At 59.0% G+C, this 24,416-nt stretch carries 18 protein-coding genes, 1 tRNA gene and 1 pseudogene; 3 read left to right on the forward strand and 17 right to left on the reverse strand.

Features of this window, described 5'->3' with window-relative positions:
• Nucleotides 1-97 precede the first annotated feature (97 nt).
• From GH769_RS18890 to GH769_RS29185, 3 genes and pseudogenes are all read left to right on the forward strand, one after another.
• Nucleotides 98-5,053: a hemagglutinin repeat-containing protein gene (locus tag GH769_RS18890; RefSeq protein ID WP_032902747.1), complete on the forward strand. Its 4,956-nt coding sequence runs from the start codon at nt 98-100 to the stop codon at nt 5,051-5,053.
• Nucleotides 5,054-5,535: 482 nt separating this feature from the next.
• Nucleotides 5,536-7,959 carry a hypothetical protein gene (locus GH769_RS18895; protein WP_032902746.1) on the forward strand — a complete coding sequence of 808 codons (2,424 nt, stop codon included), beginning with the start codon at nt 5,536-5,538 and terminating at the stop codon, nt 7,957-7,959.
• Nucleotides 7,960-8,005: 46 nt separating this feature from the next.
• Nucleotides 8,006-8,092 (forward strand): annotated as a pseudogene (locus GH769_RS29185) (outer membrane lipoprotein carrier protein LolA); the annotation flags it as partial.
• Between the two features lie 36 nt (nt 8,093-8,128).
• Here GH769_RS29185 and GH769_RS18900 read toward each other — a convergent pair.
• From GH769_RS18900 to ruvA, 17 genes are all read right to left on the reverse strand, one after another.
• Complete coding sequence (locus GH769_RS18900; RefSeq protein WP_014719706.1) at nt 8,129-8,590, reverse strand: SRPBCC family protein; 462 nt, start codon at nt 8,588-8,590, stop codon at nt 8,129-8,131.
• An 86-nt stretch (nt 8,591-8,676) separates the two neighbouring features.
• Nucleotides 8,677-10,224: an MDR family MFS transporter gene (locus GH769_RS18905; RefSeq protein ID WP_020303026.1), complete on the reverse strand. Its 1,548-nt coding sequence runs from the start codon at nt 10,222-10,224 to the stop codon at nt 8,677-8,679.
• Nucleotides 10,217-11,389, reverse strand: coding sequence for an HlyD family secretion protein (locus tag GH769_RS18910; RefSeq protein ID WP_032902745.1), 1,173 nt, complete (start codon nt 11,387-11,389; stop codon nt 10,217-10,219). Before GH769_RS18910 ends, GH769_RS18905 begins: the two co-directional genes overlap by 8 nt.
• Nucleotides 11,386-12,888, reverse strand: a complete 1,503-nt coding sequence (locus tag GH769_RS18915) for a TolC family protein (RefSeq protein ID WP_032902744.1) — start codon at nt 12,886-12,888, stop codon at nt 11,386-11,388. Before GH769_RS18915 ends, GH769_RS18910 begins: the two co-directional genes overlap by 4 nt.
• 284 nt (nt 12,889-13,172) lie before the next feature.
• Complete coding sequence (locus GH769_RS18920; RefSeq protein ID WP_032902742.1) at nt 13,173-13,913, reverse strand: helix-turn-helix domain-containing protein; 741 nt, start codon at nt 13,911-13,913, stop codon at nt 13,173-13,175.
• Nucleotide 13,914: 1 nt separating this feature from the next.
• Nucleotides 13,915-15,609: a 2-isopropylmalate synthase gene (leuA, locus tag GH769_RS18925; protein WP_032902740.1), complete on the reverse strand. Its 1,695-nt coding sequence runs from the start codon at nt 15,607-15,609 to the stop codon at nt 13,915-13,917.
• 583 nt (nt 15,610-16,192) lie between these two features.
• Nucleotides 16,193-16,268, reverse strand: a tRNA-Lys gene (locus GH769_RS18930).
• Nucleotides 16,269-16,391: 123 nt separating this feature from the next.
• Entirely contained in the window at nt 16,392-17,039 is a 648-nt protein-coding gene (queE, locus tag GH769_RS18935) for a 7-carboxy-7-deazaguanine synthase QueE (protein ID WP_020302705.1), read from the reverse strand.
• A 164-nt stretch (nt 17,040-17,203) separates the two neighbouring features.
• Nucleotides 17,204-18,034, reverse strand: coding sequence for a tol-pal system protein YbgF (gene ybgF / locus GH769_RS18940; protein ID WP_014719713.1), 831 nt, complete (start codon nt 18,032-18,034; stop codon nt 17,204-17,206).
• Between the two features lie 6 nt (nt 18,035-18,040).
• Nucleotides 18,041-18,541: a peptidoglycan-associated lipoprotein Pal gene (gene pal, locus GH769_RS18945; protein ID WP_003193861.1), complete on the reverse strand. Its 501-nt coding sequence runs from the start codon at nt 18,539-18,541 to the stop codon at nt 18,041-18,043.
• A 55-nt stretch (nt 18,542-18,596) separates the two neighbouring features.
• Nucleotides 18,597-19,877: a Tol-Pal system beta propeller repeat protein TolB gene (gene tolB, locus GH769_RS18950; RefSeq protein ID WP_032874245.1), complete on the reverse strand. Its 1,281-nt coding sequence runs from the start codon at nt 19,875-19,877 to the stop codon at nt 18,597-18,599.
• A gap of 17 nt (nt 19,878-19,894) precedes the next feature.
• Nucleotides 19,895-20,968: a cell envelope integrity protein TolA gene (gene tolA, locus GH769_RS18955; protein ID WP_003193863.1), complete on the reverse strand. Its 1,074-nt coding sequence runs from the start codon at nt 20,966-20,968 to the stop codon at nt 19,895-19,897.
• On the reverse strand, nt 20,968-21,420 hold the full coding sequence (gene tolR, locus GH769_RS18960) for a protein TolR (RefSeq protein ID WP_161793227.1): 453 nt from the start codon (nt 21,418-21,420) through the stop codon (nt 20,968-20,970). Before tolR ends, tolA begins: the two co-directional genes overlap by 1 nt.
• Before the next feature lie 23 nt (nt 21,421-21,443).
• Nucleotides 21,444-22,139, reverse strand: a complete 696-nt coding sequence (tolQ, locus tag GH769_RS18965) for a protein TolQ (protein WP_003193865.1) — start codon at nt 22,137-22,139, stop codon at nt 21,444-21,446.
• Between the two features lies 1 nt (nt 22,140).
• On the reverse strand, nt 22,141-22,596 hold the full coding sequence (ybgC, locus tag GH769_RS18970; protein WP_014719714.1) for a tol-pal system-associated acyl-CoA thioesterase: 456 nt from the start codon (nt 22,594-22,596) through the stop codon (nt 22,141-22,143).
• A gap of 139 nt (nt 22,597-22,735) precedes the next feature.
• Nucleotides 22,736-23,794, reverse strand: coding sequence for a Holliday junction branch migration DNA helicase RuvB (gene ruvB / locus GH769_RS18975; RefSeq protein WP_003193867.1), 1,059 nt, complete (start codon nt 23,792-23,794; stop codon nt 22,736-22,738).
• The gene (ruvA, locus tag GH769_RS18980; RefSeq protein WP_003193868.1) at nt 23,795-24,406 is read right to left on the reverse strand and encodes a Holliday junction branch migration protein RuvA; all 612 of its coding nucleotides are present in this window, start codon (nt 24,404-24,406) and stop codon (nt 23,795-23,797) included. It abuts the gene before it with no gap.
• Nucleotides 24,407-24,416 lie beyond the last annotated feature (10 nt).

The following is a 24,416-nucleotide window of genomic DNA, read 5'->3' on the forward strand; positions in this document are numbered from 1 at the left end:
CGTTTTTTGCCTGAGTCACCGCCGTACCTGGCCACTCCAGCAGCGTTGCAACGAACAACGCGCGTCGTGGATCAGCCAACACAGAGCGAGATTATTTATGCCGACTACTCCACACAGCTTCCACCTTTCACCCCAGGGCAAACTGCGCTGGGCCATCGCCAGCCTGTTCCTGCTGCCGCAACTCGCGCTCGCCGCAGGCTTGACCGTCGTCGAAGGCCCTGGCGGCACGCCGCAACTGCAAAACCAGGGCGGTGTACCCATCGTCAACATCGTCGCGCCGAACGCCGGTGGCCTGTCCCATAACCAGTTTTTGGACTACAACGTCGACCGCCAGGGCCTGGTGTTGAACAACGCCTTGCAGGCTGGCCAGTCCCAACTCGCCGGGCAGTTGGCAGCCAACCCGCAGTTCCAGGGCCAGGCGGCGAGCGTGATCCTCAATGAAGTGATCAGCCGCAACGCCTCGACCCTCAATGGCGCCCAGGAGATTTTTGGCCAGGCAGCCGATTACGTGCTGGCCAACCCTAACGGCATTTCGGTGAATGGCGGCAGTTTCATCAACACGCCCAATGCCAACCTGGTGGTCGGCCGCCCTGAACTCAACGACGGCAAGCTGCAAGCCTTGAGCACCCGCGATGCCAACGGCCAACTGACAGTGCAAGGCCAAGGCCTGCACAACCGCGAGGGCTCTATCAACCTGATCGCGCCGCGCATCGACAGCGAAGGTCGCCTCAGCGCCCGCGATCAATTGAACCTCACGGTGGGCCGTAATCAGGTCGATTTCGCCAGCGGGCAAGTGCGCCAAGTCGACCCGGCCAGCAAGACCCAGGACCAACGCATCGACGCACGCCTGTTCGGCGCCATGCAGGCCGGGCGCATCAACATCATCAGCACCGCCGAGGGCGCCGGTGTGCGTGTGGGCGGTGTGCAGGTGCAAGGCACTGACGGGGTGAAGATCAGTTCGGCCGGCGACCTCGACATCAGCGGCCATGTGCATGCCGACAGCCTCGACGCCACCCGCGCTGGCGTGCACAGCCGCCAGGGCGATGTCGATTTGCACAGTGCCAAGGACTTGAACCTGGCCGCCACCGACGTCAGCGGGCGCAACGTCAAACTCGACGCCAGCCGCAACCTGACCCTCAGCAGCCTGGAAAGCCGCAAGCTCCAGGAAAAGCGTGAGCAGTGGAACAACAGCAACTTCTTGTTCACCTACGAAACCTACGACCGCACCACCACCGACAAAGACTCGCGCCAGCACGGCAACAAGGTCGTGGCGCAACAGGACGCGGCGCTGTCGTCCGGCGCCAACACCGAGATCAAAGCCAGCCACGTGGAAGCGGGCAACACTCTGCGCGTCGACAGCGGCGCAGACCTTCAGGTGAACGCCGCCACCGAAACCCATGAAAGCCGCGACCAGGGCAACCATCGCAAACACCTGTGGAAAGCCAACTGGGATAAATCCAGCAGCGAACAACGCAGCATCACCAGCAGCCTCAAGGCCGGAAAGACACTAGAGCTGACCAGCCAACAGAAGCTGCAAGTGCAAGGCGCCGAGCTGAAAACCCCCGGCGATATTCAACTGGCCGCCCGGCACGTGGAAATCACCAGCGCCAGCCGTACCCAGAGCAGCCGCGACAACGCCTACTCCGGCGACCTCACCGGTGGCAGCTTCTTCGGCAAGCAAGGCGACGGTGACCAGGGCAAGACGTCGAACACCGGCAGCAAGGTCAACGCCGACGGCAAGCTGATCGTCAAGGCCGACGACGTGCGCATCAGCGGTAGCCAGGCCCGTGGCGGCAAGCAGGCCAATGTCATCAGCGACAAAGGTTCGCTGGTGATCGACGGCGTGCAGGACAGCTCCCACGACAACCGCTACAACAATGACAGCAAATTCTTCGGCCTCTCCAAGGATGAAAGCCGCAAGAACCTCAAGGACAGCACCGTGGTTGCCAGCGACCTGCGCTCGGACAGCAACCTCAAGCTGCAAAGTGCCAAGGACATCACCGTCAGTGGCTCCCAGGTATCCGCCGCGGGTGAACTGCAAGCGGATGCCAAGGGCGATATCAAGGTCGTTGCCGCCGAGAACACCACCCACGACACCACTCGCACCCATAGCCGTGGCTTCGATGGCTACGCCAAGGAAACCGAGGGCGTCAGCAGCCAGTACCGTGCGGGGTTGAGCTATGAAGACCAGCAGCAAACCCGCAAGACCGACACCACCCAGCAGCAGGGTTCCAGCCTCAAGGGCGGCAGTGTCGTAGTAAAGGCCGGTGGCGATGTGAGCATCCAGGGTTCGGACCTCAAGGCAACCGCAGGCGATGCCACCCTGAGCGGCAACAACGTCGAGCTGTTGGCCGCCCACGACAAGCGCACCGAAGCCGTCGACACCACCACCACCGGCGGCAGTTTCTACTACACCGGCGGCATTGATCGGGCAGGCAGTGGCGCTCAGTTCAGCCACCAAAGCAGCCAAGACACCACTGAAAAAACCACCGCGCAAACCAGCACCGTGGCCGCGACCGGCAAGCTGACCATCAACGCTGGCAACACCTTCACCAGCGAGGGTGCACAGGCCAAGGCCGGCGCCGAACTGCAGGTCAACGCGGGTCAGATCGACAACCAGGCTGCCCATTCCACCGAGACCAGCACCCACAAGGAAAACGGCTGGACCGCCGATGTTGGCGCCAATGTGGAATACAAAGGCATTACCCGCCCGATCGAAAAAGCCGTCGAGGGCGTGGCCCAGGCCAAGTTCCATCAGCCCGGTTTGCTGGACGCGTTCGAGCAACCCAATGTCGGCCTGGATGTGGAAGTCGGGCACACGAACAAAACCGGCACAACGCAAGACAGCACCGCCGTGGTCAGCCAGTTCAGTGGCGCCGCGGTGCAGGTCAATGCAGCCGGCACGTTGCAGGACGAGGGCACCCAGTACCGCGCCACCGAGGGCGGGCTGAACATCAAGGCCGGCGAGCACCTGGCCACGGCAGCGGCCAACACCCACAGCAGCAGCGAGCAAAGCGTGGACGCCAAGGCTGGCGTGCGGGTCTATACCACCACCGGCGAAGACGTGAATGTGCGCGGCAGCGGCCTGGGCGGCAGCAGCGATGTGCGCGAATCCACCAGCACGGCGGTGCTCGGCAGCTATGTGGCCAGCCAAGGCGTGAGCATCGAGGCCAAGGGCGATGCCCGTTATGAAGGCAGCCAGTTCGACGGCGGCCAGGCCGGGGTTAACCTCAAGACCGGCGGTGAGCTGGCGCTCAACCAGGCCACCAACACCCAGAGCAAAAACAGCAGCACGCTGCGCGGCAACGGCTCACTGACGGTGGGCACCGCGCCCGGTGCGAATGGCAGCAACATCAACCTCGGTGCCGGCGTGCAGTTGGATAACAAGCGCCTGGACACCCAGAACAGCCAGGCACAGGTCGCGACCATTCAAGGCAGCGGCCCCGTTCAGTTCAGCAGCGGCGCAGACATGACCCTGCAAGGCACGCAGATCGGCAGCACGGGCGCAAAGGCTGGCGATATCAGCCTCAATGCCGGCGGCAAGCTGGACCTGCAAGCCGCCACCGACAGCCACGTCAGCAACGGCAGCAACCTGGGCGGCGGTCTGACCCTCGGTGCCGGCAAGACCAGCAGCGCCGAAAGCAGCAGCAAGACCGGCAGCCTCAGCGCCAATTTCAATATTGGTAAAGTGGCGGAGAACGACAAGAGCGCGGTCGTCGGGCAATTGCACAGCAGCGGCAAGGTCAGCCTCGCCAGTGGCGCTGAGGCAACCGATGCCATCCACTTGCAGGGCACTCAGGTCAGCGCAGCCAGCGTTAGCCTGGATGCGCAAAACGGCGGCATCCTGCAAGAGTCCGCACAATCGACCCAGGCCCATAACAGCTGGGGCGTGACCCTGGGCGCAGGCGCCAGCATCGGCAAAACCACCTTGGCCGACGCCGGTGAACATGAGACACCCAAGACCCAGCGCGGCATCAATGCGCGGGCCAAGGTCGATGTGGATCACTTGCAAGGCACCACGCAGCACAACAGCGTGATCACGGCGGGTGACGTCACCCTAAACAGTGGCGGCGATACCCATCTGGCCGGAGCGCGTATCGACGCCGACAAGGTGCACGGCACGGTGGGCGGCGACCTCGTCGTCGAAAGCCGCAAGGACCACGTCAACAGCACCCAGGTGAATGTTGACGCCAGGCTGGATGTCGAGAAGAACCAGCCGGGGGTGGTGGATAAGCTGGCCAAAACCAGCGGCCCCCTGAAGGACAAGGTACAAGCCAAGGCTGAAGGTGCGTTCGACAAGCATCGCGACAAGCTGGAGAACGTCGTAGACAAAGGCACCGGGCACCTGGCTTCGGCCAAGGACAGCGTGGTCAACAGCGTGGTCAATGCCAAGGAACGCCTGGGCGAAAAACTTACCCGCAGTGGCAGCTACGACGTGAACCCGCAACCCCGTGGCGCCTTCGGTACTCGCGTGGACAAGGCCAAGGCTTACCTGGCAGACAAGACCGACGCCCTGGGCACACGCCTGTCTGGCTTCAAGGATAAGGTCTGGCCAAAAACCAGCGACAGCTACACCGTCAGTGGCAAAGACACCACCGGCAGCAAGGTGGCCAACACCGCCGAAAGCGTGTTGTTCGGCGACAAGAGCGGCAACACCAGCTACACCCCGACCCTGTATCTGGATGTCAGCCATGTGGTCAAGGACAGCGTCACCCAGGCGTCAGGCATTCGCGCAGGCCACGGCGTCAACCTGCAGGTGAAGGGTGATACGCAGCTCACGGGCGCGCGGATCAGTGCGCCCAATGGCAAGGTTGAGCTGGGTGGCTCCAAGGTGACTGCAACCACACTGGCCGGCAGCGACTACCGTGCCGATGTCGGGCTGAACGTTTCGAAGTCACCGGTCAACCTGGCCCTGGGCGCCAAGGACGAACTGACCCAGAAACACGACGACGCCACGCGCAAGGACCAAGCCTTAAATCTGGGCCCGCTGCGAGCGGGTGGGCACAGTGAGAGCCAGGCCTTGCAGGCGGGGATTGATCAGGCCATCAACTAAAGGGTAAAGCCGCCCCACTATAGGAGCGAGCTTGCTCGCGAAGAACGTTAACGATGACGCTGGCATGCTTGGAGTACGCGGCGCCCTCAGGTTTTTCGCGAGCAAGCTCGCTCCACAGGCACATTCTCAGCGTGCCAGCCGGCGCGCTCAGTTGTACGCTTTTTCTCGGGTCGCTGTAGGTTGGTCCTTATGATCGCGTTCTTACAAACAAAGCACACCCAGAAAGTGGAACCTTTCGCAGACCTCAACCACCCAACAAAAAACTAACCTCATGCGGATATTTTCAAACAAGAGAAAATAAGCTCGACAGACGGACGCACCAGAAAATTCAGCGCTTCCCTTTGGCGTCTATAACCATAAACAGAGGTTAAACAGTGAGCCCGTTAAAAGGGTATGGCATGTTAGTGCAGTGCACACACGCCCGCCGAACGACTGCGTTTAAAGCTATATCGTTGATCTCATATAAATAAAGTGACCCAGCAATGAATATATTCTCGCCCGTGCCACAGCCACTCAGCAACTATCCCCATACAACAAATGCTGAACACCGTCGCTCCACTCGGGCAATTGACGATGCACCGCCAGTCAAAAATACACTTCCGGACGCGCCGAGCGCCTCGGAAGATAAAAAGCTGGGGCTGGGACAAAAACCGATCCCTGCGCCCGCCCCCGACCATGAGTTAGATTTCGCCAAGGGAGTCATTTATGGCTCTGTCAGCGTTTCCCCTCCCACAGCAAGTTATACGCACCAGGAACAGCTACAGAGGATTGACGCTTACGCCGACCGTGTTGTCACGCAAATCAAGAAAATAGAAGAAAGCGGTGAAGAAAACGAAAGTAATATCAGGTTCCAGAAAACTCGCCCGTTCCTGGAGCCTGCCGGTTATTTCAGCGGCGGGTTATTGGCTGCCGGGTTCGACCCGCATGAAAAAATCAATGTAACTTTCAAAAGTTACGTTGGAAAATGGAAGCCGGAAGTCGAGACCAACACCGATACACGCACCTATTTTGCATGGGAAATTGCAGCCGGTGCTCTTAAGCACGATAAACCACCGGGAGGTGGCCTGCTCAACTTCCAGACCATGGAAATCAAGCCGCAAGACCGGAGCAAGATCAACGATCTGGAAGCGCTGGGTGCGAAGCTACAAAATCATTGGCAAGATGATGTCGCCTCCACCATGAGCGACGAGACGGGCGAATTGGCGAAGCACTCGGGAAAAGCCGATGCTTATGTTGTGCTGGGAACTTTGCAAGGCCTGCGTAACGACAAAGATGCGTATAAAATGCTATCGCCTGAAGGCCGATCAGCCGTTGAACGCACGCTAGACAATAAGGGAAATGTCGTCATACCCAACATATACGGTTATCCACTGGCCGGGTATGCGTTTATTCCTTATGTCAACTATCACGGCAATTATGACACCCGCCCCAATCAAGGCCTGATGCTCGACTTGAAGAACGGCACAGTCAGCGAAATACGCGGAGACGATGATTTTGCTCGTTGGGCCAAAGACAACCGTGATGCCTTAAAAGCCAGCTTTAACGCCGAAGACAGACAAGGCGGAAAGGATGCTCATTGGCCATCAGCGAGCAGTGTGCTCGAAAATTTGATTGAGGGTAATCATGCGCACTATCCGGGACGCAAAAATCTACTCAGCGACAAACAGATTCCGGTTAGAGAGTTATTTAATTACACTCAATCGCGAAAGAAAACCTACCATTTAAAATTTGGAGATCTGAACTCTGGTATTGCCAGCAATTATAAAAAGATCAACGCCAACAATGCCGTGTGGGCCGATCAAACAGAGGTATTTGGTTCCTCGAAGCAAACGTGGAAGGAAGCCAAAGAATTATGGGGGCGCACCTTCGGCTATGTGCCCATCCTTGGAAACGCGGGCAATATTGTCTTCGGTACCCATGATTCCATTTATGGTATGACCGCCGACGATCGTGTTGGCGGCACAGCGGCTGCAGTGATATCGGGCTTGCAGCTGGCGCACGAACTCGCACCATTTGGAGCTGAGGCTGGGTTGGGCGAAGCACCCTCCGCATCGACTATCGCTGGCAGCGAACATTACGGCTGGAAATACAATGAGCAAAGCAACCGTTTTGATTTCGTGAGGAAAGTAAACGCCGCGAATGACAGCGACGTGTCCTCCGTCGCCAATACCGCACCAAGCGAACCGGATACACCACACGTCAGTGAAGGTGTCCCTCCGACAATCGAAATACCAAACAGTAAGCGCTCACTTCTGACATCCGTAGAGAACTTACCGACCGGCGAAGCGCTTTTTTCCACTGTGGATAAAAACGTAGTACTAAGTGGAGAGCTTAACGAGCTAAATTCCCTTGACGAAAAACTTTATACATTTACCGACTTCAACAAAAACGGCCGTCAAGAACGACTCAACATCCTGGTGCACGGAAGCGTCGACCCGGCTACTGGCATCTCGAAAGTTTCATACAACGGAAAACTCAATACGCCACAAGAGTTACTTCAGACACTTCATGACTCGGGCATTTACCCGGAAACGTTTGACAACGTAAGACTACTGTCATGTGACTCTGCAAGTGGTGGAGATGCGTCCTTCGCGGCGGAGTTTCAGAAGCTCATAGGGCGCCCTGTCAAGGGCTATAGCGGCACCCTCACCGCCAACCTAGTACCGGAAGATATAAATGCTGCGATTGTAAAAGTAGAAAATATCTATCTGGACACCCTGAAAAAAAATCAGAACACTCCACTGACTGACGCTGATAAGGCATTGGCCAGATCCGAAGCGGAAAAATACGTCTCTCGAGAAATGGCAAAAAACAGAAACTTCAAACCGGCAAAGAAAAACCCCCATTGGAATCCGTTTAAATGGTGGGCTTTTACTTATAAACCCGAGACCTTTCCAAAACCATAAACGGTGGGCACTGTCGGGGAAGGCCCACCCCACTGTAGGAGCGAGCTTGCTCGCGAAAGACGTTAACGATGACGCTGGCATGTTGAGAGTACGCGGCGCCCTCAGGTTTTTCGCGAGCAAGCTCGCTCCTACCTAGGCACATTCTCAGCGTGCCACCCTGCGCGTCATGTCAGTTGAAGAGTGCCTGTACGTTCTTCATCGCGTCATCGGCAAAGCCTTGCAGGAAGGCTTCGAACGCCGGTACGTCTTCCTTGCCGCCCGTGTAGGGCTGACCAATGATGGTCCAGGTCGCCAGGCTCTGGTTCGGGCCTTGTGGCACCACCTCCATCAGCGCCCACAGGTTGCCGATGTTCAGCGAGGTGTAGATCAGTGACCAGGTCATGGTCATGGCTTGGTCGTCATGGCTGTTGAGTTGCTCGATCACCACATTGCCGTCCTTGAACAGCTTTTTGCGTACCGAACGCACGCCCTCGCCCGTCATATCGATATGAGACAAGGCCGGAATAAACTTCGCGAAACCGGCGAAATCTCCGACCACACTCCACACACTGCGAGCTTCGGCATTCACGCTGACGCTGGCGACGACAGGGTTGCCCACCGGGTTACGGACCAGGGTATCGGGTTGTTGCATGAGAGAGCTCCTTTTTTCCGAAGGGCGGATAGTGGGCGCCTACCAAATGCAGTGGGCTGTACAAGTTCAACACCTGCTTGGCGTGGTTATCCGCTCTTGGCTGACTGCCGTAATGCCAAGGCTGCTACCCCGCACACGATCAACGCAATACAGGACACATAAAACGCATCGCTGTAGGCCATCAGGTACGCCTCACGACGCACGGTGTGGATCAAGCCCTCAAGGACCTGCTGTTGAGCGGGTAATAGCTGGTTGAAGATAAAAGCCTCGCTGTCAGCCATGCTGGCGCGCAGGCGCTCCTGAAAGGACGGGGAAAACAGCGTGATCGACTCCCCTACCCGCTCAGAGTGAAAGCGCTCGCGCATGGCCACGATCTGCGTCAGGCCCGCGGTACCCACGGCACCACCCAGGTTGCGCAGCATGGAGAACAAGGCCGAGGCGGAGCCGGCTTCATCTTTGGCCAGGCCAGACACCGCGAGCACGGAAAGCGCCACCATGATCAGCGGCTGCCCGATGCCCCGTACCACGGTGGACGGAATAATCACGTTGGCGGCGCTGTCCACGTCCAGGTGCGCGCCGAGGTAGCACCCCAGGGCCATAATGAAAAAGCCACTGGCGACCATCAGTTTCGGGTTGAGCCACTTCATCAGGCGCGGCATGAACGGCGCCAGTACCAGCTGCACCATGCCGTAGGCGATCAGGCTGATGCCAATCTCCCGGGCGTTGTAGCCCTGCAGTTGGGACAGGTAATTGGGCACCAGGAACACCAGGCCGAAAGTCGCCCCGCCAAAGATGAACATCGCTGCGCTGGCCACGCCGAAGTTGTAGCTCTTGAGCAGGCGCAGGTTGATGAAGGAGCGACTGCCATACAACTGCGACAGCACGAAGTACACCAGGGCCACGCCGGCCACCAGTGACATCCACACAATGAAATCGGAGCCAAACCAGTCCTTGCGGCCACCTTCTTCCAGCACAATCTGCAAGCCACCCAGGCCGACGATCATGGCGATGATCCCGCCCCAATCGCCGCGTTTGAGCAGGCTCAACTGCATGGGCTTGGCATCGATCGACCATGCCACCGCCAACAACAAGAGAATGCCGGGGGCCAGTTGCAGGTAAAAGATCCAGCGCCAGGAATAGGCATCGGTCAGCCAGCCACCAATGGACGGCCCGGCGGCCTGGGCGACGCTGTTGGACAGCGCGAACAAGGCCATGCCCATCGCGATCTTGCTGGGCGGCAGTTCAGTGATGATCAGCTGGAATGACAAGGGAATCAGCACTGCGCCGGCGGCGCCCTGGATCACCCGAATGATGATCATCACTTGCAGGTTGGGCGCCCAGGAGCAGGCAATGGACGCCACCAAAAACACAAACGAGCCCACGAGCATCACACGCCGCAGAGAGAACACCTGCACCAACCAGGCGGTCAGCGGGATCATGACGATTTCCGCGACCAGGTAGGCGGTGGAAATCCACGAGCCTTCTTCGAACGTCGCCCCCAGGGAGCCTTCGATCTCCGGCAGCGCGGCGCTGGTCACGTGCACGTTCATGCCGGCCATGAAACAACCGAACAGCCCACCGATCACGGCCACCCAGGCGCGAAAGGAGACGCTCTTTTCAGCCGCTTCAGTCATGTGCAGCGCCCTGCTTATCTGGGCGGGTGTCCACCGTGGTGATGACCGACATGCCCGGCAGGATAGGTCCGCCTTCGTCATGCTCATCAATGACGATTTTCACTGGAAAGCGTTGCACGATCTTAGTGAAGTTGCCGGTGGCGTTATCCGACGGCAACAGTGCGAACACCGCCCCAGAGCCTGGCGAGAAGCTCACCACATGGCCTTTGAGCTTGCGTCCCGAATAACTGTCGACGCTGATATCCACCGGTTGGCCGGCACGCATATCGCGCAATTGGGTTTCTTTGTAGTTGGCCACGACGTAAGCCTGCTGCAAGGGCACCACCGCCAGCAGCGGCAACCCTGGCGCGACGTATTGGCGGGTACGCACTTTGCGCTGCCCCACCACGCCGTCAATGGGTGAGCGGATCAAGGTGTCTTCCAGGGCATGCGTCGCCAGGTTCAACTGCGCCTCAGCCTGGCTGCGCCGGGCTATCTGTTGCTGGAGCGAGGCCTGGGCCCATTGACGGCGGGTGACGGCCACGGTCAAGCGGGTTTCCTGCTGGCGTTGCATGGCCTTGGCCATTTCCACTGCGGCACTGGCCTGGGTGTAACTGGCAGCGGCCGTTTCCAAGCGCTGGGCGCTGGCGGCGTGTTCGCGCACCAAGCCTTCATAGCGGCGCTGGTCCAGGCTTGCGCGGCGCAATTCGGCGGCCACGCTGCGGGCGTGGGCCTCGGCCTGGGCAACGCCGGCCTTTTGCTGGGCGATCAGGCTGTCAGTGACTTTCAAGTTGGCCTCTTGCGCCGCCACCGAGGCCTGGGTCTCGGCCAGTTCTGCGCGGGCTTGTGCCAAACGGGCCTGGTAGTCACGGTCCTCGATGCGCACCAGCACATCCCCCGCCTTGACCGGCTGATCGTCCTCTACCATCACCTCGGCCACGTAGCCTGAGACCTTCGGGCTGATGGGAATCCAGTCGGCCCGCACATACGCATCATCGGTCTGCTCCAGGTAGCGGCCGACGGTCATCCAATACACGCCGAACACCACCGCCGCGATCAACAGCGCGGCGCCGCCCAGCAGGATCAGGTTCCTTTTTCGCCGTTGCTTACGCGCATGCATGAGTTGCTCGAGCACATTCTCCTGCTCGTCCTGGACTGCAGTTTTTTCATCAACGGCGATATTCATGGCTGGGTACCGGAAGAAGGGATGGACGCATGGGTGTGCGCAGCGGCCGGGGTTTCGACGGCGCCGGACTGCCAACCGCCGCCAAGGGCACGGAACAGGCCGATCTGGCGTTGCAGTAACTGGCCATCGGCGTCGGCGCGCGTGGCCTGCAAGCGGATCAGTTCTCGCTCACTGTCCAGCACGTCGAGAAAGTCGATAGAACCTGCGTCATAGTTGAATTGGGCCAACTTGTAGGCTTGGCGGCTGCTGTCCAGCGCCCGGCTCAAGGCCGCGTGGCGCTGCCGCTCGCCGTCGTACAACGCCAGGGCCTGGCGCACCTCCTTGAGGGCCTTGAGGACGCTGGCCTCGAACTGTGCGACCTCCACCTGCTCGAGTGCCCGTGCCTGCTTGACTCGCGCGCGGTTGGCCTGCCAATTAGGGAACTGCCAGGTAATCAGCGGGCCGATGCCGAACATCACCGCACGGTTGTCCCCCAGCTCATGGGGTTTGTTGGTCGAGGAGGACACTGAAGCACCGAACGTCACCTTGGGGTACAGGTCGGCCTGGACAATATCCACTTGCAGCGTGGCCGCCTGCAACGCGCGCTCGGCCTGCCGGACGTCAGGGCGGCGTGCCAATAATTGCCAGCCATCGCCCACCGGTAACTCGGCATTGAGTTGTGGCACCACTTCACACGTTGCGGCGCCAGAGCCTTGTTCAAGATCAGCGACGCCCGTCAGCATGGCCAATTCGTAGAGCGCGGCTTGTCGACGCGCCTCCAACATCGGCAGCAGCGCCTGGGTTTCGCCTTGCAGGGCTTGCATGCGGCTGTATTCAAGGTCTGTCACCACACCGGCCTGGCGCTGGCGATCGGACAACGCCAGGCTATGCGCGACCACGTCCAACGAATGGCGCTGGACCTTGGCACGCGCGCCCAGGGCGCAGGCGTTCACATAGGCGCGAGTGGTTTGCGCCGCGACCGTGATGAGCAGCAAGTCCTCGGCAGCCTGCGCCGCTGCGGCTTGCACCTGGGCTCGTTCAATGGTGCGCTGAACCTGGCCCCAGACATCCACTTGATAAGCCAGCTCGAAGCCTGGGTTGAATGCCCACTCTGACGGCGCATGGCTATCGGTGGCCTTGGCCAGCGTCTGGTCATCGGCCGTCTTTCCGTAAGCGGCACCCAGTGACGCCTGGGTGGACGGCCAGCGCTCGGCATCGGCCTGCTGGATCCCGGCCAGCATCGCCTGCACATGGGCCTGGGCCGCCGCCAGGTCGCGGTTGTGCAGCAGGGCCTTTTGCACCAGCGCGTCGAGTTGCGGATCGTTGTACAACTGCCACCAGCGCTCAGGTAACGCTTGGGCCGAGACACCTTGGGGCAGGTGACTCAGGGCATTGATGCGTTCCGGATGTGGCTGGGCCGGTGTATGGGCGATCCAGGACGAACACCCTGCCAACAACGCCACCGCCACGCCGAGCAGCGAGAGACGGCCATGCCGTGGGAAAAAAGAAGGCGAACCCATCGAAGAAATCCAGAAAGCCAAGTAGAGACGCAGGGTAAAAGCGCAACGGGGTGCGCATCTCCCGAGTTCTGGACAACCATCGTTTCGATTGGGACAAGGTGGGGCGGCGCTTCCGAATCGCGCGTCGAACTCGTTCAGAAATGTGGGAGCGGGCTTGCCCGCGAAGGGGGTGTGTCAGTCGATGCATCTGTTACTGCACTAAAGCTTTCGCAGGCAAGCCAGCTCCCACATTGGATCTTCATCGCTCCCTCGCCAAAGTGCCAGTCACGGCTACCGCTGTGAATTCAGACCAGGCGACAGTGACTCGGGGTGTATCCCAGGGTGCGCTTGAACATCGCGGTAAATGCACTCGGGCTTTGGTAACCGTGCTCCAAAGCCACCTCCAAAATGGAGGCGCCACTGGCCAGCCGCTGCATGCTGAGCAGCAACCGCGTGCGCTTGCGCCACTCGCCGTAACTTATGCCCAACTCTTTCTGGAACAGCCGAGCCAGGGTGCGTGAACTCATATTGAGCTGCACCGCCCAACTCTCCAGTTTCGACTCCTGAGAAGGGTTGTCGATAAAGTCCGCACACAGTGACTTGAGCCTCGGCTCGTCCGGTATCGGCACGTGAGCCAGCACCCTTTGCGCACGGTCAAGTTCCGAGAAAATCAGCTCCACAATCTGCACATGACGCCACGACGCCGCCTGGCTGTCAGGCTCATCGCCCGCAGCCACAATCAGCTCGCGCAACAAGGGTGAAACCCTGATGACCTCGCATTCCTCCGTCAAACGACGGTGCGCTCCCGGCGAGATCAACAAAGTGCGCATGCGCACTTCGCCGGTCATGCGGATCTGATGCTCCAAACCTGAAGGCACCCACAGCGCATGCCCGGAAGGTACCACCCAGGTGGTCTCCTCCACCGACACAAGCATCACACCGTTGATGGCGTAGACCAGTTGGCCTTCGTCATGTCGATGCGAGGCCACGATGTCACCGTGGCCATAATTACCGGCAAGTGCCGCCAATGCGGTATGCGCGTTCATCTCAGGACGGCACCGCAGCATTCACCAGGCTGAGCAAGCCCAGGCGCGATGCACGATTGACCGCACTGGTGACCGCTTTGAGGGAAGCGAGCAGGCTACTGCCATCACGAGCGGCGCCGAACAGCAACTGGTTGCCCACGCGAATTTCCACATAGGCCAACGCCTCAGCCTGGGCACCGTCACGGGTGGCATGTTCGTGGTAATCGGCGATATCAAAATGAATGCCACGTTGGGCAAACGCATCGACCAGCGCCGCAAGCGGGCCGTTGCCCTCGCCACTCAAGTCGATGCGCTGTGTGCCTTGTTCAAGGGTGGCCTCCAGGTAAGTCACATCGCCCTCGCTCACCAGTTTGGGGGCTCGTAACGCGTAAGGCTTGCCCTGCTCCAGGTAATGCCGGGTGAAGCAGGCAAGGATCATCTCGCCACTGATTTCCTGGCCGGAGCCATCCGCTTCCTGTTGTACCAGGCTGCTGAACTCCATCTGCAAGCGACGCGGCATCACAATGCCGTGCTGCTCCAACAGATAGGCCACGCCCCCCTTGCCCGACTGGCTGTTTACGCGAATTACCGCTTCATAGCTACGGCCCATATCGGCAGGATCGATAGGCAGGTACGGTACTTCCCACATGCCCTGTGGATTGGCCTGGCGCGCCGCAAAGCCTTTCTTGATCGCGTCCTGGTGCGAGCCGGAGAATGCGGTAAACACCAACTCACCGGCGTAAGGGTGACGAGGATGGGTCGGCAACTGATTGCAGAATTCCACCTCACGCTGGACGTGCAGGATGTCGGAGAAATCCAACTGCGGATCGATGCCGCTGGTGTAGAGGTTCATCGCCAACGTGAGGATATCTACGTTGCCAGTGCGCTCACCGTTACCGAACAACGTGCCCTCGACACGCTCGGCACCAGCCAGGCACGCCTGCTCCGCGGTGGAGACCCCAGTGCCCCGATCATTGTGCGGATGCACGCTGATGACCACACTGTCCCGGCGACTGAAGTGCCGGCAGAACCATTCGATCTGGTCGGCGAAGACATTGGCGGTAGACACCTCCACAGTGGTAGGCAGATTCAGGATCATCTTGTTACTCGGGGTCGGGCCGAACGTATCTGTCACCGCTTCACACACCTGCAGTGCAAAATCCAGCTCGGTGAAGCAAAAGGTTTCCGGGGAATACTGGAACGTCCACTGCGTATCGGGGTTTGCGTCCATGTGCTGCTTGATCTCCCGAGTTGCCTGGGTAGCAATCTCGATGCAGCCCGCCTTGTCCACATTGAAGACAACGTCCCGGAACACCGGGGCCGTTGCGTTGTAAACATGCACGATGGCGCGAGGCACGCCCTTCAACGCCTCAAACGTGCGCTCGATGAGGTGGCTGCGCGCCTGGGTCATGACCTGAATCGTCACATCATCAGGAATCGCACCGCTTTCAATCAGCTCACGGACATAGTCAAAGTCGGTCTGCGAAGCGGCAGGAAAGCCCACCTCGATCTGCTTGAAACCGACCTTCACCAGCAAATCGAAGAAACGCCGCTTGCGCTCGGCATTCATCGGCTCGATCAACGCCTGGTTGCCATCGCGCATATCCACACTGCACCAGGTAGGAGCGGCAACCTGGACAGTACTGGGCCATGTGCGATCCGGCAGGTTGACCGTGGTGAAGTGGCGATATTTGCGGGAAGGGTCCTTGAGCATCATGGCGTTTCTCCTTTTTCAGCAGTTTGTTTGTGTCAGACACACCGTCGGCGATGCCGACTGATTGGATCCAATACTAAACGAACATAGTTTGATACAAATTGCGTTGTTGAGTTTGTGGAATAAGAAAAACCAAAAAAAACCCAAGCAGACTGAAAAAACCAAAAAAAATTGCGCAAAGGCATGAAAGTCAACAATCGAAGACTTAAAAGCACGAGTTACCGGCAAGGAGCCAGGGAAAACATTTCTGCCGGCAAAAAAAAACCGAGAGCCTTACTGGTGTGAGGCTCTCGGGATTTCTAAACACACGTGATTTGATACCTGTGGGTTACGCACAGGACGGGACAGGTCACCGTGAATCAAGGTCGGTCCTTTTTATTTTTCTTTATTCATATCAGCCGATTAGCTGAGCCCTTTTCTATAGTTCGCTCTTTCAAAGTACTGACAGGACTTTTTTTTTGGACGAGAGCGGGAATCTGAGCAAGGGACGGCTCACCGTCCAGTCGGTGATGCCAAATAACAGGCAAAAAAAAACCCGGAAATCCTCACTTGCGTGGGCCTTCCGGATTTTCTAAACCGCCAAAAATGGTGGGTCGTGTGGGATTCGAACCTACGACCAATTGGTTAAAAGCCAACTGCTCTACCAACTGAGCTAACGACCCGCTGTGTGGTGGCGCGTATAATACTGATTTCTAAGGATTATTCAACACCTTATTTGAAATAAATCAGAAAAAACGCATTTGAACGGTAATTCGGTGGGTAGAACGCCTCTCGCAGCCGCCTGATCAGCGCCCTGGCTCGTCGTTCCACAGGTACTTGTGCAGCTGCAATTGCAGGCGCACCGGCAGGTTGTCCGCCACTACCCAGTCGGCCAGCTCCCGGGCGTTCAGGTCGTGATGGCTGGGCGAGAACAGCACCTCGCCCGCACGACGCTCCAGGCCATACTGGATCAGCTTGGAAGTCGCCCAGTCATAGTCGTCGCGGGAACAGATGACGAACTTGACCTGATCGTTGGCCGTCAGCAAGTCGATGTTCTCGTAGCGGTTGCGGTGGGCTTCCTTGGAGTCCGGGGTCTTGAGGTCGACTACTCGGCTGACACGCGGGTCGACCGCAGAGATGTCCAGGGCGCCGCTGGTTTCCAGTGAGACCTCGTAACCCGCGTCACACAGCCGCTTGAGCAATGGGATGGCATTGGGTTGCGCCAATGGCTCACCGCCCGTCACGCAGACGTAGCGCGGCCGGTAGCCGGCAACCTGTTCCAGGATGTCGTCGAGGGTGCGCACGGTACCGCCGCTGAAGGCGTAGGCGCTGTCGCAGTATTGGCAGCGCAATGGGCAGCCGGTGAGCCGTACGAATACGGTGGGCAGGCCAGCAGTGCGCGTTTCACCCTGCAACGAGTAAAAGACTTCGGTAATACGTAATGTGTCTTGCATAGTCGCCACGGGCGTAACAGCTAAACAGGCTGTCCGCCTCCGTCAGGCACTTCAAGGGATTGCGCCAACGCGTCAACCCCAGGAAGCGTGTTTCATAAAAGGGCGTGGATTCTAACGAAAAAACCCGCGACAAGCGCGGGTTTCTTCTGAACGGGCTGCATTGCTTACAAGCGTTGCAGGTCCCGCTGGGCCAACTGCGCCGCGGAGGTACCCGGATACTGGGCAACCACCTGCTGCAGAATGCCTTTGACCTTGTCGGTATGACCCAGGCGGCGTTCTACGTCAGCGAGTTTGTACAGCGAATCCGGCACCTTGGCGTGCTTGGGGTACAGCTGGCTGACTTTGGCAAAAGCCTGGCCCGCGCCCTGCAAATCACCCTTTGCCAGGTTGACCTCACCCAACCAGTACTGGGCATTGCCCGCGTACTGGCTGTTGGGGTACTTGCGCAGGAAAGCGGTGAAGGCCTGACTGGCCTTATCGAAATCCTTGGCCTTGATCAGGTCGAAGGCTGCATCGTAATACAGTTTTTCCTTCGCCGGATCACCCGGTTCACTGCTGGCGGCAGGGGCAGCCGCGGCGGCCCCTGCTGCTGCGCCACCGGCAGCGGCGCTTGGCGCGCCACCGGCAGCAGAATTATCAGGAGTAGCGGCAGGTGCAACACCGGCTCCAATACGACGATCAAGATCCTGGTAACGCTCCAGGCCTTCTTGCTTGAGCTGGTTCACCTGGTTCTGCAGCACTTCAATGGCGCCTTGTTGCTGGGCCAATTGATCCTGCATGCGTTGCAGCTGGTTGAACAGCTCGCCCTGTGCCGAGGGAGCGGACGTAGCCGCTCCCCCCGCATAGGCGCCGTTCGTGCCATAACCTGCTGGCGGATAACTGCTCCCGCTATTGTTATAGCCTGAGTTGCTATCCGTTACAGGAACCGCAGCCCACACCGCAAGCGGTGCGAAGCTGAGAGCCAATACAGTCAGAGCACGACGGCACGTTCGCATGACGAATTACTTACGCAGTTCGACGCGACGGTTCTGAGCCCACGACTGTTCGTCGTTGCCAGTTGCAACTGGACGCTCTTTACCGTAGGAAACCAGTTCCAGTTGGCCTGGAGCAACACCTTGCAGTACCAGGTAGCGCTGAACGGCTTTCGCACGACGCTCGCCCAGTGCCATGTTGTACTCACGAGTACCACGGGCGTCAGTGTTACCTTCCAGAACAACGCGAGCGCCGTTAGCTTTCAGGTCCTTGGCGTGAACGTCCAGAGCGCGCATGGCTTCTGGCTTCAGGTCCGAACTGTCGTATTCGAAGTAGAAAGTGGTGATTGCGCGCAGAGCAGCTTCTTCGCTCAGGGAGCCGTCGACCGCACCAGTGTTGGCGCCGTAACCAGCGTTTGGATCAACAGCTGCGCCTTCACCGGCATTGTCGCCGCCTTTAGAGGAGCAACCAACGGCTACGGACAGAGCCAGAGCCAGAGCAGCAAACTTACCAAACTTCAGCATTTCCATCGTGAAACTCCTAATGAACCCCAGTGTGTTAAGTACTTCTTTTTGTAGCGCCGCGTCAGTTCAGGTAAGGGGACCAGGATGGTTCTCTGACTTCGCCTTGTGCGGTAGGAAGTGGGAGCCTTACGCGTCCATTGATGGACACGAGCATCAAGACTCCCCGGCCCTGCTGGCGGGTGGCGTAGATTACCATGGTGCCGTTGGGCGCAACAGTGGCTGACTCATCAAGGTTGGTATCTGTAAGGATTTTTACGGTTCCGCGCTGCAAATCCTGGGCCGCAACCCGGAAATTAGTGAAACCATCCTGACGGTGAATCATCACCAACGTCTTTTCATCGGCCGAAAGCTTGGGGTTGGCGTTGTAGTTACCAATAAAGGTCACACGTTCCGCACCGCCGCCGTTCACATTTGCCTTGTAGACCTGAGGCTTGCCGCCACGGTCGGAGGTGAAGTAGATGGTCGAACCATCCTTACCCCAGAACGGTTCGGTGTTGATGCCCGGGCCGCTGGTCACACGCGAGAGTTGACGCGAGGCCATGTTCATCACGTAGATATCCGGGTTACCGTCCTTGGACAGCACGAAAGCCAGGCGCGAACCATCCGGCGACCAGGCTGGCGCACCGTTGAGGCCTTCGAAGTTGGTGATCTGCTCACGACGGCCAGTATCGATGTGCTGCACAAAGATGCGCGGACGACGCTGTTCGAACGATACGTAGGCAATACGCTTGCCATCCGGCGCGAAGCGCGGCGACAGGATTGGCTCACGGGACTGCAGCAAGGTCACTGCACGTGCACCGTCGTAGTCCGAGCGCTGCAGGGTGTAGCGGGTGTTGTCTACCGAGAAGCGCTCAGCGGTGACGTACAACAGGCGCGTCGAGAACGCCCCTTTGATACCGGTGAGTTTCTCAAACGACTGGTCCGAGATGTAGTGGGCCATGTCGCGCAGTTGCTCGGCGGTACCCGATACGCTGCCGGTCAACACCTGCTGCTCGGTGGCCACGTTGAACAACGTGTACTGGATCTGCAGGCGACCGCCGGCCGGCGTGATGCTGCCGACCATCAGGTACTGGGCACCGACGGCCTTCCAGTCACGGAAGATGACTTCGCTGGCCTGGGTTGGCTGGCTGATCATGTTGCCTTTTGGAATTGGCGCGTAGTAACCGGAGTTACGCAGGTCGTCGCTGACGATCTGGGCCATGTCGTCCGGCAGCACGCTGCCGCCCTGCCAACCGAACGGAACTACCGCAATCGGTGTGGCCCGATCACTGCCGCTGGTAACCAGGATGTTCTTTTCATCCGCCGCCGCTATCCCTGCCATACAGCAAATAACGACAAGCATTCCTCGAAGAAGGTTTCTCACAAGGCTAGATCCTCAGGTGTGAATGTCATCTTGAATGAACGATAGGGAGCGAAGTCACTTGGTTTCATTCCCTGCATCTCGGTCAACCGGCCAATATTCTTGACCGCGGCAACCGCCGAACTGTCGAACGAACCGTCACCACTGGACTTGGCCACGCTGACCGAAGTCACCGTACCGTCCGGCAACATGCCGATCTGCAGCACTACTGTCATGCCTTTACGTGCCGAAGGTGGACGTGTCCAGCCTTCCGCTGCCCGCGCCCGAATCAGGTCGTCGAAACTGCCCGCGACTTCATCGCCACGCTCATCGGCCAAGGCTTGCTGACGCTGCGGCGTGTCGGAAAGCAAATCTGCCAGGGCCTGGGCCTTTTTCTCTTCGGCGGATTTGCGTGCTGCTTCCTGGGCCTTCTTCTTGGAGGCGTCGGCGGCAGCTTTCTTCTTCGCTTCGTCGGCGACTTTCTTCTTCGCCTCGTCTGCTTCAGCTTTTTTCTTGGCGTCTTCGGCGGCTTTCTTCTTCGCGTCTTCGACTATCTTTTTCTTGGCTTCTTCAGCGGCCTTTTTCTTGGCCTCTTCTTCGGCAGCCTTTTTGGCTTCTTCTTCCGATTTCTTCTTGGCTATATCAGCCAATTGTTTCTCTTCGGCCTTTTTGGCTTCGGCAGCTTTCTCGGCTTTCTTGGCTTCATCAGCCTTTTTCGCCTCGTCGGCTTTCTTGGCTTCGTCAGCCTTTTTCGATTCCTCGGCCTTTTGAGCCGCCTCTTCTTTCTTTTGTTCCGCAGCAGCCTTCACCGCTTCCTGCTCGACCTTCTTCTGTTCCATCTGCTCGACTTCAGTCTGGCGCGCAGCCGACTTCTGGGCCTCACCCGCAATCTTCTGATTGGTCTGGGTGGTGGCCTGACTTTTCGATTTCAGCTGATACAGGGTCGCCTGCACGATCGGCTTGGCTGGCGGCAGGTCCGGGGTCATGGCAAAGCTGACAAACAGCATGCCGAACACCAGGACGTGCAGGGCTATTGCCCACACGCCAGGCCAGAAGTAGCTTTCCGAGGCGGACGGCTCTCGCTGTTGCTGCATCAGGGCGCCTCGGTAATCAAGCCAACGTTACCGACGCCGGCCTTCTGCAGCCCGCCCATGGCGCCCATGACGGAGCCGTAGTCGACCGATTTGTCACCCCGGATAAACACCTGGGTGTGCTTGCCGCCTTCGTTGCCGGAGCGAATGATCTTGGTCACCGCATCGGTCATGGCCGGCAACGTCAGGGCCTTGTCCTGCTGCTTTTGCGTGTCGACTTCGCTGCCAAGGTTCCAGTAATAGGTCTTGTCAGCCTTGATCGAAATGGTCAGGACCTGAGTGTTGTTGTCCTGCGGCAAGGCTTCACTGGAAACCTTGGGCAGATCAACCTTCACGCCCTGGTTGAGCATCGGCGCGGTCACCATGAAGATCACCAGCAGCACCAGCATCACGTCGATGTAAGGCACTACGTTCATCTCGGCGACCGGCTTGCGCTTTTTGCGAGCTCGAGCGATTAAAGCCATTGGGAATTACCTGCTTATTCTTCGCTGGTGTGCACTTTACGGTGCAGGATCGCCTGGAATTCATCGGCGAAGGTGTAGTAACGGCCGATCAAGGTTTCGCTGGTTGCGGCGAAACGGTTGTAGGCGATTACTGCGGGGATAGCGGCGAACAGGCCGATCGCGGTGGCGATCAGGGCTTCGGCAATACCCGGGGCCACGGTGGCCAGTGTGGCTTGCTGCGCCTGGGCCAGGCCGCGGAAGGAGTTCATGATCCCCCACACGGTACCGAACAGGCCGATATACGGGCTGACGGAACCCACGGTGGCGAGGAACGGCAGGCCCTGCTCAAGTTTCTCTTCTTCGCGGGAGATGGCCACGCGCATGGCACGGGCCACACCTTCCATCACCGCTTCAGGATCGACACCCGGCTGCTGGCGCAGGCGCGAGAACTCCTTGAAGCCGGCACGGAAGATCTGCTCGACGCCCGAATCCGGGTCCGGGTTGCTGCCGGCCTGGCGGTACAGTTTGGACAGGTCGATACCCGACCAGAAGCGCTCTTCAAAGCTCTCCAGGGCACGTCGACCGGCGCGCAACATGTTGCTGCGCTGAAAAATCATGACCCAAGAGGTAACCGATGCGGCTACCAGTGTCAGCATGACCAGTTGAACCACGACACTGGCATTGCTGACCAGGCTCCACATGGAGGAATGGTCGACGACGGTAGGTTCCACGCTAAATCTCCTGCTTTGATTGTTGACCCGCGCCGCTCACGGCGGCAAAGGCCGCGCGTAGAGTTTCGGGAATGGCCCGAGGTTTCAAGCTGTTGGTGCGCACACACGCCACCAGGAACTGCCCCTCACAGAGCAGCGTTGCATCCGTGGCCCGCCTGACCTGCTGTTTGAAACGCAGGCTGGCACGGTTCAATTCGATGACTTCAGCGCTGACCAGCAACTCATCGTCCAGTCGCGCCGGCGCGTAATACCGCGCCTCGCTGGAATGCACGACGAATAACAGGTCCTCGCCTACAAGCTCGGACTGGGCAAAACCCAACTCCCGCAGCCGCTCGGTTCGAGCCCGTTCCATGAATTTCAGGTAATTGACGTAATAAACGATGCCGCCGGCATCGGTGTCCTCGTAATAAACGCGACAGCGATGTGCGAACGACTGATCCCCGTTTTGCGCGCGCATACTCTAGTGCTTACTCCTCAGGTTGCCAATTGGCTGGGCAACTGTTTTTTCATTCCTGAACGCTTTTGCAGTGAATCAAATGACGACGCCAGACACTGGGACAGCACAAAGCTCAGATAAATCGTCCGGCGTAAGCTTTTTAATCGTCTACCGCATCGAGGAATTCGTCTACCACGGGCATCTCTCCCAATCGTGACGGAATGTTTAGCCCAAAGTGCAGGTAAGCATGACGCGTCACCACCCTGCCCCGCGGGGTTCGCATGATGTAGCCCTGCTGAATCAGGTACGGTTCCAGCACATCCTCAATGGTATGGCGCTCTTCACTGATGGCTGCGGCCAGGCTGTCCACGCCCACCGGGCCACCGTCGAACTTCTCGATCATGGTCAAAAGTAGTCGTCGATCCTGGTGATCAAAACCATGTTCGTCCACATCCAGCAGGTTCAAGGCAAGGTCCGCCACGGCCTTGGTGATGTGGCCCTTGGCACGCACCTCGGCAAAGTCTCGCACGCGGCGCAGCAAACGGTTGGCAATTCGTGGCGTACCGCGAGCGCGTCGAGCGATTTCAAAGGCGCCTTCCGGGTCCAGGGGCAAGCCGAGGATACTCGCCGACCGGCTGACAATGGTCGCCAGATCGGCGGTGCTATAGAACTCTAGACGTTGAACAATGCCGAAACGGTCTCGCAGCGGGTTGGTCAGCATGCCCGCACGGGTGGTCGCGCCCACCAGGGTAAAGGGCGGCAGGTCGAGCTTGATCGAACGGGCCGCCGGGCCTTCACCGATCATGATGTCAAGCTGGAAGTCTTCCATCGCCGGGTACAGCACTTCCTCGACAATCGGTGATAACCGATGGATCTCGTCGATAAACAGTACGTCATGGGGTTCAAGATTGGTCAGCAGCGCCGCCAGGTCTCCAGGACGCTCCAGCACGGGGCCGGAGGTGGACTTGATCGACACGCCCATTTCCTGGGCGATGATATTGGCCAGGGTGGTCTTGCCCAACCCGGGCGGGCCGAAGATCAAGGTGTGGTCCAGGGACTCACTGCGCCCGCGCGCGGCCTGGATAAACAACTCCATCTGTTCGCGCACGGTGGGCTGGCCGATGTATTCGGCCAGGCTCAGCGGGCGGATGGCCCGGTCCTGGACTTCTTCACGGTCACGCGGGCCGGTGGCCGCGATCAGACGATCGGCTTCAATCACTTAAATCATTCCCTTCAGGGCACGGCGAATCATGTCTTCAGCGCTCAGGTTCTTGTCCTTGATGGCCGATACGGCCTTGCTGGCTTCCTGAGGCTTGTAGCCCAGGGAGATCAGCGCATTGACCGCATCGCTTTCGGCGCTGGCGACCTGGGCCGCCGGCATATCCGGCTGGTTCGGTACCAGGGCGAACATGCTCGGTACCACCTCCCAGGCTTTGAAGCGGTCCTTGAGCTCGACCAGCAAGCGCTCGGCAGTTTTCTTGCCGACGCCCGGCACCTTGGTCAGGGCCGAGGTATCCTGGGCCGATACAGCACGCACCAACTCATCCACTTCCAGGCTCGACATCAAGGCCAGGGCCAATTTGGGCCCCACGCCATTGAGACGAATCAGCTCGCGGAAGAAATCGCGGTCGCGCTTGCCGATGAAACCATAGAGTAGTTGCGCGTCTTCGCGCACCACTAAATGCGTGTGCAAGGTTATCGGCTCGCCGACCGACGGCAGGCGATACAAGGTGGTCATGGGCACTTCCAGCTCATAACCCAACCCATTCACATCCAGAATCAGGTGCGGCGGCTGTTTCTCAGCCAGGGTGCCGCGCAAGCGTCCAATCACGGTTCAGATC

It is taken from the genome of Pseudomonas sp. CFSAN084952, assembly GCF_009648855.1.
Lineage (GTDB): Bacteria > Pseudomonadota > Gammaproteobacteria > Pseudomonadales > Pseudomonadaceae > Aquipseudomonas > Aquipseudomonas paracarnis.